At 41.5% G+C, this 15,489-nt stretch carries 8 protein-coding genes; 4 read left to right on the forward strand and 4 right to left on the reverse strand.

Translation table 11 applies throughout. The features are described 5' to 3' along the window. Together WSC_RS23470 and WSC_RS0119590 are read right to left on the reverse strand one after the other, a co-directional pair. Nucleotides 1–10,033: Ig-like domain-containing protein (locus WSC_RS23470; protein ID WP_016957657.1), on the reverse strand; the 10,033-nt coding region annotated here is incomplete at its 3' end. A gap of 107 nt (nucleotides 10,034–10,140) precedes the next feature. Then, nucleotides 10,141–10,950 carry a sulfotransferase family protein gene (locus WSC_RS0119590; protein WP_040395246.1) on the reverse strand — a complete coding sequence of 270 codons (810 nt, stop codon included), beginning with the start codon at nucleotides 10,948–10,950 and terminating at the stop codon, nucleotides 10,141–10,143. A gap of 238 nt (nucleotides 10,951–11,188) precedes the next feature. On the opposite strand from WSC_RS0119590, the gene WSC_RS23475 reads away from it, so the two are divergent. The 4 genes from WSC_RS23475 to WSC_RS0119605 all read left to right on the forward strand — a co-directional run bounded on the left by WSC_RS23475 (nucleotide 11,189) and on the right by WSC_RS0119605 (nucleotide 14,772). After that, nucleotides 11,189–12,232: a LicD family protein gene (locus WSC_RS23475; protein ID WP_016957659.1), complete on the forward strand. Its 1,044-nt coding sequence runs from the start codon at nucleotides 11,189–11,191 to the stop codon at nucleotides 12,230–12,232. Continuing rightward, a complete protein-coding gene (locus tag WSC_RS23480; RefSeq protein ID WP_016957660.1) occupies nucleotides 12,225–12,662 on the forward strand; it encodes an FAD synthase family protein in 438 nt (145 codons plus the stop codon). The genes WSC_RS23475 and WSC_RS23480 overlap by 8 nt, the downstream gene beginning before the upstream one ends. Then, nucleotides 12,659–13,456, forward strand: a complete 798-nt coding sequence (locus tag WSC_RS0119600; protein ID WP_016957661.1) for a hypothetical protein — start codon at nucleotides 12,659–12,661, stop codon at nucleotides 13,454–13,456. Before WSC_RS23480 ends, WSC_RS0119600 begins: the two co-directional genes overlap by 4 nt. Nucleotides 13,457–13,566: 110 nt before the next feature. Further along, a complete protein-coding gene (locus tag WSC_RS0119605) occupies nucleotides 13,567–14,772 on the forward strand; it encodes a pyridoxal-phosphate-dependent aminotransferase family protein (RefSeq protein ID WP_016957662.1) in 1,206 nt (401 codons plus the stop codon). 1 nt (nucleotide 14,773) lies between these two features. On the opposite strand, the gene WSC_RS0119610 is transcribed toward WSC_RS0119605, so the two are convergent. Both WSC_RS0119610 and WSC_RS0119615 read right to left on the reverse strand, forming a co-directional pair. Next, on the reverse strand, nucleotides 14,774–15,034 hold the full coding sequence (locus WSC_RS0119610; protein WP_016957663.1) for a Txe/YoeB family addiction module toxin: 261 nt from the start codon (nucleotides 15,032–15,034) through the stop codon (nucleotides 14,774–14,776). Next, a complete protein-coding gene (locus tag WSC_RS0119615; RefSeq protein ID WP_016957664.1) occupies nucleotides 15,034–15,276 on the reverse strand; it encodes a type II toxin-antitoxin system Phd/YefM family antitoxin in 243 nt (80 codons plus the stop codon). Before WSC_RS0119615 ends, WSC_RS0119610 begins: the two co-directional genes overlap by 1 nt. Nucleotides 15,277–15,489 lie beyond the last annotated feature (213 nt).

Consider the following 15,489-nt stretch of genomic DNA (forward strand, 5'->3'; position numbering starts at 1 on the left):
TGACAATACCATCGGTTTCTATAGGTGTAGTAATAGTTACAGCACTTGGTGCTGAATTGTCTAGTGTTATGCTTTGAGTTGCTACAGTTGAAGTATTGCCCGCTGTATCTGTTTGGGTAGCAGAGACTGTTAAGGTGCCATTGTTAAATGCACTAACATCAAATTCACTGCCCGCAATTGTCCAGTTGCCCGAACCGTCCGCTGTTACTGTACGTGATAGGCTATTCGCGTCATCAGTGATGGTAACAGTCACACTTGCATTCGCTTCTGCACCTGAACCTGCAATCAAGACATCTTCATCTTCTGCCGCATTAACATAACCATCCTCTTCAATTGGAGTCGTAATGCTTAGTGCGCTTGGGGCTGAATTGTCTAAAGTGATGTCTTGAGTTGCGGCGGTTGATGTATTACCAGCTGTATCTGTTTGAGTGGCAGATACGGTTAATGTGCCATTATTAAAGGTGCTTACGTCAAATTCACTTCCACTGATTGTCCATGCACCTGAGCCATCCGCTGTAACGGTTTGATCTGAGCTGTTAGCACCATCTGTGATTGTAACCGTGACACTTGTGTTTGCTTCTGCACCACTACCTTCAATTAGCACATCATTGTCTTCGGCTGCGTTAACAATACCATCAGTTTCAATTGGTGTGGTAATTGTGACTGCTGCTGGCACGCCGTTGTCTAAGGTAATATTTTGTGTTGCACTGCTTGAGTCATTACCTGCAGCATCTGTTTGCGTAACCGTCACTGTTAGCGTGCCGTTGGTTAATGCTGAGATATCTATTTCATTGCTTTCTATAGTCCAGTTACCACTACCATCCGCTGTGGTTTGAATTGATACACTACCAATGGTGATAGTTAAGCTTGCACTGGCTTCTGCACCACTACCTGAAATCAATACAGTGTCGTCTTCACTTGCATTAACAATATTATCAATTTCAATTGGTGTGCTGATACTTGGTGCACTTGGTGCTGAATTGTCTAGAGTAATGTCTTGTGTTGCTGCGGTTGAAGTATTACCCGCTGTATCTGTTTGTGTTGCTGATACAGTTAAGGTGCCGTTATTGAAGCCACTAACATCTATTTCACTGCCGCTAAGCGTCCAGTTACCACTGCTATCTGCTGTTACCGTTCGGGTTGTTGTGTTGTTATTGTCGGTTATCGACACAGTCACACTATTGCCAGATTCTGCACCCGAACCAGCTATTAATACATCGTCATCTTCAGCTGCATTAACAATACCGTCTGTTTCTATTGGTGTAGTAATAGTCACAGCACTTGGTGCTAAGTTATCTAATGTGATGTCTTGAGTTGCGGCTGTTGAAGTATTACCAGCCGTGTCTGTTTGGGTTGCAGATACAGTTAAGGTGCCGTTATTGAAACTACTAACATCAAATTCGCTACCACTGATTGTCCAATCTCCAGAAGCATCTGCTGTAACGGTTTGCTCTAAGCTATTAGATCCATCAGTAATTGTGACCGTGACACTCGCGTTGTTTTCTGCACCACTACCAGCAATTAATACATCTGCATCTTCAGCTGCATTAACGTAACCATCACCTTCAATCGGAGTAGTAATAGTAAGTGCGCTTGGAGCTGAGTTGTCTAAAGTGATATTTTGCGTTGCTGCAGTTGAAGTATTGCCTGCGTTATCAGTTTGGGTCGCTGATACGGTTAAAGTGCCATTGTTAAAGGTGCTAACGTCTAACTCACCACCACTTAACGTCCAGTTGCCGCTGCCGTCTGCTGTTACCGTATTGCTCACAGTGCTGTTATTGTCTGTTATCGACACTGTCACACTATTGCCAGATTCAGCACCCGAGCCTGAGATCAACACATCATTGTCTTCTGCCGCGTTAACAATACCATCAGTTTCAATTGGCGTGGTAATTGTGACTGCTGCAGGCACGCCGTTGTCTAAGGTAATATTTTGTGTTGCACTGCTGGATTCATTACCCGCTGCATCTGTTTGCGTCACAGTTACGGTTAGTGTGCCGTTGGTTAATGCTGAGATATCTATCTCATTACTTTCTATCGTCCAGTTACCACTACCATCTGCTGTGGTTTGAATCGATACACTACCTATGGTGATAGTTATAGTGGCATTGGCTTCTGCGCCACTACCTGAAATTAATACAGTATCGTCTTCACTAGCATTAACGATATTATCTATTTCAATTGGCGTGCTGATGCTTGGTGCACTTGGTGCTGTATTGTCTAAAGTGATTGTGGTTGAGGCTGCAGTTGAGGTGTTGCCTGCAGTATCTGTTTGTGTTGCTGATACAGTTAATGTGCCATTGTTAAATGTGCTTACATCAAACTCAGAACCACTGATAGTCCACGCACCCGAGCCATCTGCTGTTACATTTTGATTTAACGTCGATGTTCCGTCGGTAATTGTAACTGTAACACTTGCGTTCGCTTCTGCCGCTGAGCCTACAATTAATACGTCCGAATCTTCTGCAGCATTAACAATACCGTCTGTTTCGATTGGTGTAGTAATAGTTACAGCACTTGGTGCTGAGTTATCTAATGTGATGTCTTGTGTTGCTGCGGTTGAAGTATTACCCGCTGTATCTGTTTGGGTGGCCGATACAGTTAAGGTGCCATTGTTAAATGCGCTAACATCAAATTCACTGCCCGAAATTGTCCAGTTGCCTGAACCGTCCGCTGTTACTGTGCGAGTTAACGTAGCGTTATTGTCGGTAATGCTAACCGTCACGCTATTACCCGCTTCTGCCCCCGAACCTGCAATTAATACATCTTCATCTTCCGACGCATTAACATATCCATCACCTTCAATAGGTGTAGTAATAGTGAGCGCACTTGGGGCTGAATTGTCTAAAGTGATATTTTGCGTTGCTGCAGTTGAAGTATTACCCGCAGCATCTGTTTGAGTAGCGCTGACTGTCAGTGTGCCATTGTTAAAGGTGCTTACGTCAAACTCACTGCCCGAAATTGTCCAAGCACCTGAGCCATCAGCAGTTACATTCTGACTCGAAGTCGATGTACCGTCGGTAATACTCACGCTCACGCTAGCATTTGCATCTGCACCCGAGCCTGATATCAACACATCATTGTCTTCTGCTGCATTAACAATGCCATCGGTTTCAATTGGCGTGGTGATAGTTACACTTTCCACACTGGTGTCAATTTCAACCGATAACCCTGAGCTGTCAGCTGTATTACCTGCGGTATCAGTTGATCTTGCTGTAATAGTGTGTATACCGACTGTTAATGTTGAACTAGCAATTGTCCAAGAACCATCCGCAGCAGTTGTAGAACCAATAGTTCCATCAACACTAGAAATTAAAGTAATGGCACCATTGTTTGGCCCAGTACCAGTAAAGGTCGGTGTTGTATTATTGGTGAGATTATCAGTATTTGAGTCACCTGTATCGCTTGCCGCGGATAAATCTGGCGTAGACGGTGCTGACGGCGCAGTTGTATCAATGGTGACACTTAGTCCGCTAGAAGATGCGCTTTGATTACTACTTGAATCCGTTGCTTTGGCTAAAATAGAGTGTGTTAATCCTGCCGTTAACGCACTTGTAGTAATTTGCCAATTGCCATCTGTCGCAGTGCCTGAACCTATACTAGTTGTACCGCCGCCAACTTGATCACTATATAAAGTAACTGTACTGCCACTCTCTGCCGTGCCACTTAAGGTTGGTGTTGTATCATTGGTAATATTATCAGTTGAAGACGTCCCAGTATCGGAAGCTGCATCTAAGTCTGGTGTTGATGGCGCATCTGGCGCAACATCATCTGTAATGGTAATAGTGAATGATTCTTGGAATGTTGCTGTGCCATCACTGGTTTGCACACAAATCACATAACTGCCGCCATCGACAGTATTTTGCGATTCAAGTGTCGAGCCATCAATTTGGAAGCTACTGTTGCCTGCATCACTGCTACAAGTACCGTTATCACTTGCTCCCACCGAGACCAAAGTGAAGGTGTGGCTGTCAGCTGAATCGACATCCGTTGTCGATAAACCCCCAATATTAGCACCAACACCGGTAGCCGACTGATTAGCGGCTGTCGCTGATAATGAAATATCTGTTGGCGCATCATTTTGCGCACTGATACTGACAGACGCTTGATTAGTGCCTGTACTATTTGCAGTTCCATCATTAAAGGTGAAATCTAACGTAACGCTACTAGCAGGATCTTCCGAGGTATTTTGGTAAGTAATATTTTGTATGACCGAATCAACAATTGCCGAGGTCGCATTAGTATTAAAGGTTAATACCAAGGTGCCTGATGAGTTGGTTGTTACTGTACCAACACTAGTGCTATTAAAAGTAAAGCTACTGCTTTCAGTTAAAGTACCCAATAAACCATTGTTAGCAAAAACATCTTCACTGTTGGCGCCACCATTTCGAGCGATAGTTAACGTGGCATTGTTATAATTACCCGCGCCGCTATCCAAAGCATCGAGTTCGGTGTCAGCTACAGTTGCATCAGAATCTATGACAACTGCCGAACCATTTTCAGTGAAGGTAGAACCACCGTTTAAACTGCTAAACACAGGCACATCATTCGGTGTGATGAAAGTTATATCTGTATTAGCACCGTTGTCTGCGACGGTGAAATCTAAGTTATTTGCAGGAGAATTAGACAAGCTAATAGAAACTTCTACCGAACTAAAATCTGTCGCATTTGTATCGATTTGTAAGGTGCTAGTACCATTAAAACGCACATTACTAGTGGTTAAGCCAGTAACCCCAGTAAGTGTAACAATATCCCCAATACTTAAGTCGGTAATGGTGTCACCATTTAAGTCAGAAGCTTCACCCATGAAATTATCATTACCATCATTACCTGTCATAGAGTCAGTGCCACCACCTGGGCGAATGGTGTCTGCCGCACTACCACCAGTGAAAGTGTCTGAACCATCAAAATCTGTCGCTGAGATAATTAGCTCGTCACCACTTAACGCACTGGCATTTAAGCTAATCCCCCCAGCAATTGCGCTGCCACTAGCATTTGTAACAGTGACCGAGCTGCCATTCGAGTCGAAATTATCAGTCAACGTAATGGTAAATATATTGTTGGTACCTATGGCCAAGTTTTCAATTTCAGAAACACTAGTGCTGCTAAAGTTAAAAGTACCACCATCCATTAACTTAAGGGTTTCAGACCCACCCGAACCAGTAATAGCAGTGCTAAAATCACTGACATTGGCCGCATCAATTGCAACGGTTACGCCGCTAGTTAAAGTTAGTGAACCAATATTAGCAAAACTACCACCGGTTAAATCAGCACCATCTGAGGCACTTACTACATCTGCCGTATCAGTATCACCGGTTAAAGTACCAGTATATGTATTACTGCCAACATCAAAGGTAACTGCATCACTTGACGACAAAGCTGATACATTGGCAGAACTGCTACCTAAGGTTATGGTTCGAGTATTAGTTGAGTCATCATCGACTGAGTAATTTTCTACCGCAGTAAATACGGTAAAGTCACCATCCCCTGAAATATTAATGCTTTCTGAACCAGCAGCAGTAACAGTGCCGGTAAAGCTTTGATGTTGTGATGCTGTCATTGAAACAGATGCACCAGACGCCAGTGTTAAATTGACGATATTAGATATAGTGCCGCCGCTGATATTTGCGCCGTTACTCATGCTCAATGTGTCAGCAGTAGTGGTATTACCCGTAAGAGTACCAGTGAAGGTTAATGTACCGATATCAAAGGTAACTGCATCAGAACTTGAATTTGCTGTCACTGAATGAGCCGCACTGCTTAAGGTCACAGCTCGGGTATTAGTACTATCATCATCAACCGTGTAATTTTCAATTGCTGTAACTGTGGTGACGTCACCATCCCCAGATATGGTTAGGGTTTCAGTACCGCCTGCTGAAATAGTGCCGGAAAAACTAGACAGCTGGCTAGGTGTAATAGTAGCACTGCTATTGTCTGATACGGTTAAATTCTCAAATCCGCTGATAGTTGCACCAGAAATACTGCCGCCATTAATACTTAAAGTATCTGTACCGCTGCCACCGGCTAAAGTTCCAGTCGCAGTGAAAGAGTCGACGTTTATCGTGTCGTCACCACTGCTACCAGTTACATTTTGTGAAGCAACACCTAAAGTAAATGTGTTTGCCACACTCAGTACATAAGTTTCTACCGCTGAGTTACCGGTTAAACCATCTGATACATCACTGATGGTAATAGATTCAGTACCCGCTGCCACAACACTAGAAAAATTATCATGTTGCGCTTCGGTCATAGTCACTGCAGCACCACTTGTTAAAGATAAAGTTTCAAAACTACTGACAGTCGCACCACTGATGCTAGCGCCTGTATCTAGCTGCAAAGTATCTGTACCACTACCACCACTTAATACCCCAGTTGCAGTGAATCCTGCGACGTTAACAGTATCGTCAGAGCTACTACCTGTCACATTCTGTGTTGCGGTTGCTAAGGTAAAATTAAACCCAGCACCAAGCACATAGGTTTCAATATCACTGTCACCAGTAATACTTGCATCACCATTAGCGCTACTTAAAGTGAACTGATTGGTACCGGAACCGTTAATGGTTGTAAAGGCGTCATGCTGGGTTTCGCTGAGGGTTAAACTAGCGTCGTTATCTGGTGTAAGTGTTTCAAAGCCAGTTAAACTTGTAAAACCAGTTAAGTCAGAGCCAGTTACAGCAAATAAGGTATCCGTTCCTGAACCACCATCAGCAGTTGAGCCTGTGATATGGCTTGTATCTGCTATGGTTAAAGTTTCATCATCACTAGTAAATGTTATTGCTGGGCTTAAATTTGTGCCATTGGTGGTATTAAAACTAGCAGCCGTTGAAGAAGCGGCTGTGACATTACTCACACTAATGGTTGAAGTGCGACTGGTGCTATTGTCAGTGCCATCGTTTACAACAACAGTTACCGTACGTGCTGTCTCGTTAGGAGAGCTAGAAGTATTGTTATAAGTGATAGCCTGAAGGAAAGTTGCAACTTCAGAAGCAGACGCGGTTGCGCCAGAAATGGTGATGGTATCTTGTAAAGTGATATCAGACGAACCTGAAATGCCCGTTAATGCATCTTGCGCAGATGCTGATACATTTAAACCTTCAGATGCTCCATCTTGATCATTGGTTAAAGTTACAGTGATAGTCGTTAAATTATCACCATCTGATTCTGTCACAGAGGCATTGCTGGCAATATTTACTGCTCCACCGGCTTCTGAGAAGGATGCACTATTGTCATCACTACCAGAAGTAGAATCTAAATCCACCACAGGCGCTGTATTGACTGTACTAAAGTTGAAGCTAGTATCGTCACTAATACCAGCGAAACTATTGCCTGCTGTATCATCCACCGCAGTAGAATCAATACGAATTGAATAACTACGATTACCGGTTAAATTACTGGTTGGGTTTAAATAGATTTTATCACTGGTGATACTAACCCTGCCCGCCCCCGGTAAAGTGGTTGTTCCATCACTTTCAGATGCAACATCAAATACCTCAAAGTCACTGCTATCGGTAACATTGCGGATGGTGATATTGCCTGTGCCCAAAGCTATATCTTCATCAAAATCAATTACTATATTATCGCTAACACTAACGTTGGTGGCATTGTCATTAGGTGTGGAATTTGCACTGTCGAAAGTAGGAGCGGTTGTATCAGCTGCACCAATAGTAAATGCAGAACCTAAAGAACCCCTGTCACCACCATGTTGACTATTTGCGATATTAAAGCTGGCAGTGTCATTTGCCAACCAATTTGCAGTGGTATGTATACGAGTCAACCAAGTAGCTTTGTCTGTAGTCCCCATGGGACCGTTATATATGTAGTTATCATATTCACCAGTTGCATAAGCAGAAGCGTCTTGGTCATATACATTCGCCTGTGTCAGCATACCGTTCGCATTCGCGGTGCTTGCATTACCAGAGCCGTCTGACGTCGTTAGCACTGTCATATTATCTGGTGCCTGTGAGCTAGTAGCACCATGAGCATTGCCAGCATCTAACCAACCATAGGTACTAGGAGCTGAATTATCACCATTAAAAGCGTAAATCATGCCTGACTCAATATTGCTATTACTATCTAATCGCTGGATAGTGCCGTCGTAAGTCCCCTCTGCAGTTTGATAAATAAATAACTGGTCACCAGCACCCAAACTCAGATCACCTGAGCCATTAACTGAACTAACTGTACCATGATTTGAATCATTGATTTCTAGTGTCGTTGTCGATTCATTGGTAAATTCAATGAGAGTCCCCCCACTCAAGCCTCCACTTGGCACTGTCCATTTAAAAACATCTTCCGTACCGTTAAAAACAAAATCACTATCATCCCAGCCTTCATCGGTAATAAAAATGACTGAATTACCAGGGATATCAGCTAGTGCTACAAGTGCAAATTGATCATCATTGTCTGTATTGCGACCAACTACGGCAAGGTCAGCCGAATAAAGTGAAATTGCAGGTGTATTGAAATTAAAGCTTGTATCATCGCTAATGCCAGCGAAACTATTGCCTGCAGCATCATCCACTGCGGAAGAATCAATACGGATAGAATATGTGCGATTGAGTGATAAATCATTGGTCGGATTTATATAAATCTTATCGCCAGTAATACTGATTTGCCCAGCACTAGGTGATGTTGTTGTGCCATCACTTTCTGAAGCGACATCAAATACCTCAAAATCACTGCTATCAGTAACATTGCGGATGGTGATATTACCAGTGCCCAAAGCAATATTTTCATCAAAATCGATTACGATGTTGTTGCTAACACTAACGTTGGTAGCATTGTCATTAGGCGTGGAATTTGCGCCGTCGAAAGTTGGTGCGGTTGAGTCTGAAGCTGTAACATTGCTTATATTAAAATCATCAAGCTGTCCCCACCCCATTTTAGTACCATCGTTATTCTCTATTGTTAACTTGGTAATTCCAGTAAATCCAGATAAGTTAACCGTTTCTGACGTCACGTCTGGTATATTGCTTGAAAGCTGGGAGTCTCCTTGGTCTGAAGTAAATTTTATAACCTTGCTACTTTCTTGGCCGTTGTAAATTTTAATAGAATTAGCATCGAAGGTTTCTCCACTACTAAAATAAAGATATAACTTATCAACATCCTTATCTCCATAAGCATCAATTGACACATAACCGTAATTCGTTCCCCCTAATGCATTTCCCGTATTTGCACCAGAGCTAACCGCGACCAATTTTAATGTATAACCGGTTGATTTAACGTTCGAGTAGGTTGCATTATCCGTGTATACATTTGAACCTATTGGGAAGCTTCCCATATCAATAGTATCGCCACCGCCATCAGTGATAGCCAAAACACCAGAGAAATCAGTTAAAGCACGGACACTAAATGGCCTTGTAATTTCAATACTTCCCTTAATCAGCTCAAGCTCCCAATCACCTCCATTCTCGGGATTACCAGTTTTATCTGTTGAAGCAGCAATATCCAGATGAGTGTTATTCTTAAGTTTATTTAAGAAACTTTCGCCGTCCTGATTTGAAGCAAAGTCACAACCGAATAGTAATAAATCAGCACCTTCTCTAGTTGCCTGGTTAAGAGCTTGATACAAATCAGGCGTTAATTCACTAGAATTTAATTGGCTATTACCCAACTGTAAACTGGCTGAACTGGCGTGTGAAACAATATGAACAGCATCTAAATTTGCATACTGGGATAAAATGCTAATTAACTGTGTTTTTCCATTTTTACCAGTTTCAAGATAGGCAACATCAAAATCTGCTGGTAGGTCACGGCTAAACGCGGCAATATCATTGACAGCTTTATCGATAATAACGAGTTGGCGAACTCGGCTACCTTGTTTAAGTGATATTACCTGGCCTTCCGGTACCTCACCACGAATCTGCGTTGAGTCATTGTTATTCGTTCGATTTAACTTAATCACACCTTCTTGTTTGTACCCTGAGCTAAGACTAACTTGCACTAACTCGAAAGAGCTAAAGGTGTCAACAGACGCAAATGAGGCAGCAGGAAGAGAAGCTAAAATTGCAGAGGTTAATAAAGTTCTGTTCATAATTTTGCCTTAAAATGACAATCAAATTCTGTTTAAGTCAAAGTCGGGCACCAATACCCAACTGAGATAAATGATAAATATAGTCAAGCGCTAGAAAGTTACTGAACTTAGCCGATAAAACTAGCATCCGTTCCTTGGTTATCTGTCCAAAATGCCATTTCACTATATGTGTTAAATAACTCTGGCGGCAATATGCTGCGCCTTGGTGTAAACTCCACCTTTGTTTTGACTGTGTGTAAATCTCTAGCACCGAGTGCTAAGTCAAATTGTTCTTCGCGGTAATCTACGTTATCAACATCGTGTTCAAATGGAACGTGAGACAAAAATTGATAAATTAACTGCATTGTTTTTTGTGGGTGCTGAACAAAAATATCGTAATCAACCAATAGCATGTTTTGTGAATAGTCACCGTAATAAGCTTCTTTCAACGCGGTCCAGCTACTACCAAATAAACCACTCATGCTAGCTAAGGACTCACAACGAGAATACACAGTAGTTCGGTTCTGAGATGAGTAAATTCGACTATAATCAAAAGGGTTTTTCCGGTAGATTCTCTCAAAACTATCCATAATCCAAGCGGGATTTCGTACACAACAAATCATTTTAAAATCATCAAATAATTCTGCTAGTTGGTGCATACGAGCAGTCCAAATGCGATTGGTATCAAACACTATTCTTTTGTCTTCAACAGGATGGTAGTAGGCATCAAACAAGCTTCGCGCCATATGTTTGCGCTTTGCTTCATCAAAAAAGCTATAAAATTCACTACCAGCTCCAACCTGCTCTAAAAATGTGTTAACGAGCCCTGCTACTGGGCTTGACATAGCGGCCTGAAAGTCAGGGTTTTGCCTCAATAAACCGGCGAGCAAAGTCGAGCCTGCACGGGGTAAACCTGAAATAAAATTATATTTATGCATTTGGTCCATTAAACAGCCATTGTTATATTTTGAAAAAGTGACAGCGCACTACAAAACTACAGTATAGGCAAATTTGTTCAATAATAGTAAAAATACAATAAGAATTTTTGATGAAGAACAAGCACGACTTAACTAGTTTTGAGAGTGTACAATATTCATTCTTGTAACCATTTCAATATCACCTTAGACTCAGTAACACTTTTACCAAGCTTAATTCAAGATATCTGGTTCGATTAGCGTGCTACAATTCAACGAACTAATACAAAATGGCCTAAACTTTATCAACGAAAGCGCATTTCCACAGGCAGTAGTTCAGTTCAGCGCCGCACTAGAAATAGCGCCCAACTCACTAGCTGCCATCCGCCACTTAACCGAGGCTGCTTTAAACTTGGGTACTAGTCAGCAAGTTATTCCACATATCCACACTTGTATGCAATATCACCCCACTTCAATTTTATTGCATCAATTATTAGGGGTTGTTTATCAACAAAACAAACAGTTACCCCAAGCAATAGAGTACTATCGTGCTGCACTAAACTTATTGTTAACTACACAATTTAAACCATCAAAACCAGCGCCTAAAGCAAATTTCGATCAAAGCTTGTACGAGGCAACTTTGTGGCAAACTTTGCATTTATTCCGGCAAAACAACCTTAGGTCATTTGCTACTTCCGGTACTTTATTGGGTTTAACTAGAGACAAGTGTTTATTGCCTTTTGATAAAGATATTGATATCGGCATTGATTGGGGGCATATGCCACAAGCCATCGAATTACTCAAACAAAATGGTTGGCACGAGCATAAAGGTTCTTACGATTTAATTAATCCGCGCTGTTTTATTCATGCCAACGGCGTTATTTTAGATTTATGTGGTTATGGGGTTGAGCAAACAAGTGGGCAAACTATTTCGGGTTTATGGATGTCAGGTATACCTTTTGAGTGGAATCGCGTAACTGTCTATCCCAAAATCGACCTAGTTGATAAACAAACCGAGTTTGGCACAGTGTGGCACCCAGAAAAACCGGAAGAAATTTTGCAAGCATTATACGGCGAATGGCAAATTAAAGATGCTAATTTCGATACCATAATTTGCGCCAAGAATTTACGAGCTTTTACTTTACTCACGCAATGTTTTGCCTATTCGAGAATATGTGTTTTGTGGCAACAACATAGCTGGGTTAAGCTTAAACCCCTCATTGAACAAGTGCGCCGGTATCATCCGGCAGATGAATTATTCGTTAAATTGGAACATCAACTACATATGGAACTGAAAGATGAATAACCAGCGAGTTTTAGCATTAGGCGTATTCGATTTATTTCATATTGGTCATCTTAATTTTCTACAATTTGCTAAACAGCAGGGACATCAATTAATCGTAGGTATTGCGCCTGATCAAATGTGTTTAAAGTCGAAAGGCAAACTCCCTGTCATAGAGCAAGGCCAGCGCATGGCTATTGTTGAAGCTTTGGCTATTGTCGATGAGGTGACACTCGTTCAGTTTCCCATCATACAAACTGAAAATGCTTTGCATTGGATGTTAAGTTTGAATATAGCTAAGGTTGTTAGTGGTATGCAGTGGCAAAATACTGAACGTTGGAATAAGTTAATTCCGCAGCTTGCCAAACACAATATCAATGTCGTTTTTGCGCCAGAAACACCGAATATATCCAGCAGCCTAATCAAACAAAAAATTAGAGTACAAATTTTATGAGTTCCACCACTTATTTCAATCAAACACAAATAGACGAAATAGTCGCTTACCTAGCTTTAACTCGGATAAAAGCCGACCTAGAACTTGTGCCTAAATATCAATATTTTTCGGGCAAACCTTTTCCGCTTGGGCGCTGCCTCGAAATACGTGACGCTGTATATCAGTTGATGATTGAAGATATTAAATCGAATAAACCATATGAAGGTTTATCACTGTTGATTAATTACATGAAAACAGGTTTCAGTTTAAATAAAATTTGGGGTGGATTACGCAACTCTTATTTCCAAAACGCGATGCAAATCGGTGATTATTATTTGGATGTGTCGAATGACACTGTTAACCCAAACAAACCCAGAGTTGAAGTACTGCCAATGGTTGAATCAGGATTTGCCGACATTACTGATTTTGAAACATTTGTAGACATTGGCCAGCGTTATTGGCAAGTGCAAATGTATAAAAATTCTGTGTGTTCATCTCTCGCGCCTTTTATGCCGATTTTGTGTGTCGAAAAAAATGGCCAGAGCTGGCTCGCGGTCAACGACTATACAATCGCATTTTCGCGTGAATCAAAATTTGAAAAAGCACAAAACATATTACAAAAATTGCCAGAGCCACCAAAAGCTGTGCAGCAAAAGTGGCAAGCTGTTGTGGAACAAAGCACAAACCAGAATATACAGAATAAAACTTCACCGGAAAGCTATTGCACTCAATATAAAAGGGCAGCTTTGCACCAAGACGAAAATTTTCGCAATGAAATTGTTAAAGCGTTTATGACGTTGCAGAAAATCGTTTGATATTGTTGGTGCAGCACAAATATGCTGATTAATATGACTTTCCATCTAGCACAATCCATTTGTTTAAGCGACAATGTTAATCCCAACTGTCATTAATTTTTAATTGTTTTATGCATATACCAACGCCTGAGCTCACAGCATTAGAAGATATCCTGCCAACAGAACCCTTATTAATGATGGGTGCAGGGCCTGTGCCTATTCCTGAGCCAGTCGCCAAAGCCAATTCAATCGTGATCAACCATTTGGGTGACACAATGGCGAAAATTATTGAACAAGTAAAACAAATGTCACGGTATGTGTTTCAAACCAATTCAAAATGGATAATGGGCGTAGCTGGGCCTGGCTCTGCAGCAATGGAAATGGCGATCACCAACTTAATTTGGCAAGACACTAAAGTATTGAGCATCAACAATGGTTTTTTCAGTGGTCGCCTAGCGGAAATGGCACGAAGAGTTGGTGCACAAGTTGAACTATTTAACGTTCCCGACCAGCAAATTCCTGATTTAGCCCTGCTTAAACAAAGCATTGAAAGCTTTAAGCCACAGGTTATCACTTTAGTTCAAGGTGAAACCTCAAATACAGTTTGTAATAAAAATTTAGAAGAAATAGCGAAGCTTGCCCATAGTTATGGCTGTTATGTAATAGTTGATGCAGTTTGTACGCTAAGCACTATGCCGCTGCAAATGGATGAGTGGAAAATTGATGCCGTGATCACTGGTGGGCAAAAAGGTTTGTCGTCTATTCCCGGTGTGTCATTAATTGCTTTTTCTGAGCGTGCTTATCAACGCATTCATAGCCGTGAAAAAGACTGCCCACAATGGTGTTTAGATGCACGTTTGGCCGAAAAATTTTGGCACCAAAGTTCTTATCACTATACAGCGCCTGTTTCTGGCATTTTGGCTATACATGAGGCATTGGCACTTATTTGTAAAGAAACCTTGGAAAATCGTTTTATCCGCCATTTGCGTTGTTCACTAGCACTGCAACGTGGCATTGAAGCATTAGGGTTAAAATTATTTGTACCCGAAGCTGCTCGATTAAATTCAGTAATAGGTATTGAAGTGCCAAATGGCATTGCACAAAAAGCTTTGTGCCAACATATATCCAATCGTTATCGTGTTGAGATAGCAGGTTCATTTGGTTTAAATATTGTGCGTATCGGCCAAATGGGTGAACAAAGCCGCGCTCATCATTTATTTAGAACCTTACACGCTTTTGGTTGTGCCATTCGCGATTTGGGTGGTGATATAGATTTGCCAACCGGAATGGCTGAGTTAGAGCGTGGTTTACAGGCGCAATATTCGGATAATTTTTAAATTATTCGTAGTGAGTCCACAACCTTAATACTTTAACGGCCTTGTCGGATTCTAAAACTTGATAAACGAGACGGTGCTGAACATTTATACGTCTGGAATACGCACCGTCTAAATCACCCACTAGCTTTTCATACGGTGGCGGATTTTGATAAGGATTAATTTGTATAATATCCAACAAGTTTTTGGCCTTACTTTTTAACCCTGCCGCAGCCAATTTCTTAGCGTCTTTTTTAGCTTGTTTGGTGTAATAAATATCCCACATTACCAATCTAGATCCGTATCACATTCAGCTAAATCCGTTGCTAAACCTTCACGAATTGACTCTCGCATATCTGGAATTGACAATAAATAAAGCGTTTCGTTTATTGCAGACCAGTCTTCTTCAGACATCAATACTGCATTACCTCTTTTACCAGTAATAAGTATCGGCTGATGTGTTTGATTTGCTTCATCAATCAAACTGTATAACTTTGTTCGAGCTTCTGTTGCGTTTAAAGTGGTCATATTTTCACCTCCAACAAAAGCGTACGCCTATACGTGCGTTTAGTCAACAATTACATTCACTGCAACAACTGCAGCTGCTCAGTTATAATTTCCCCTTGTAAATAAGCCTGCCACTGTTGCATCTCCACTAAGTACAAACAATTTAAGCTGCTTTTATCACCGCCAATATAACGGTTTTTTAAGCTGACTTTTTTATGGTAGCTGCGGGGGAAT

Source organism: Catenovulum agarivorans YM01, from assembly GCF_000281085.1.
GTDB classification, from domain to species: Bacteria; Pseudomonadota; Gammaproteobacteria; order Enterobacterales; family Alteromonadaceae; genus Catenovulum; species Catenovulum agarivorans.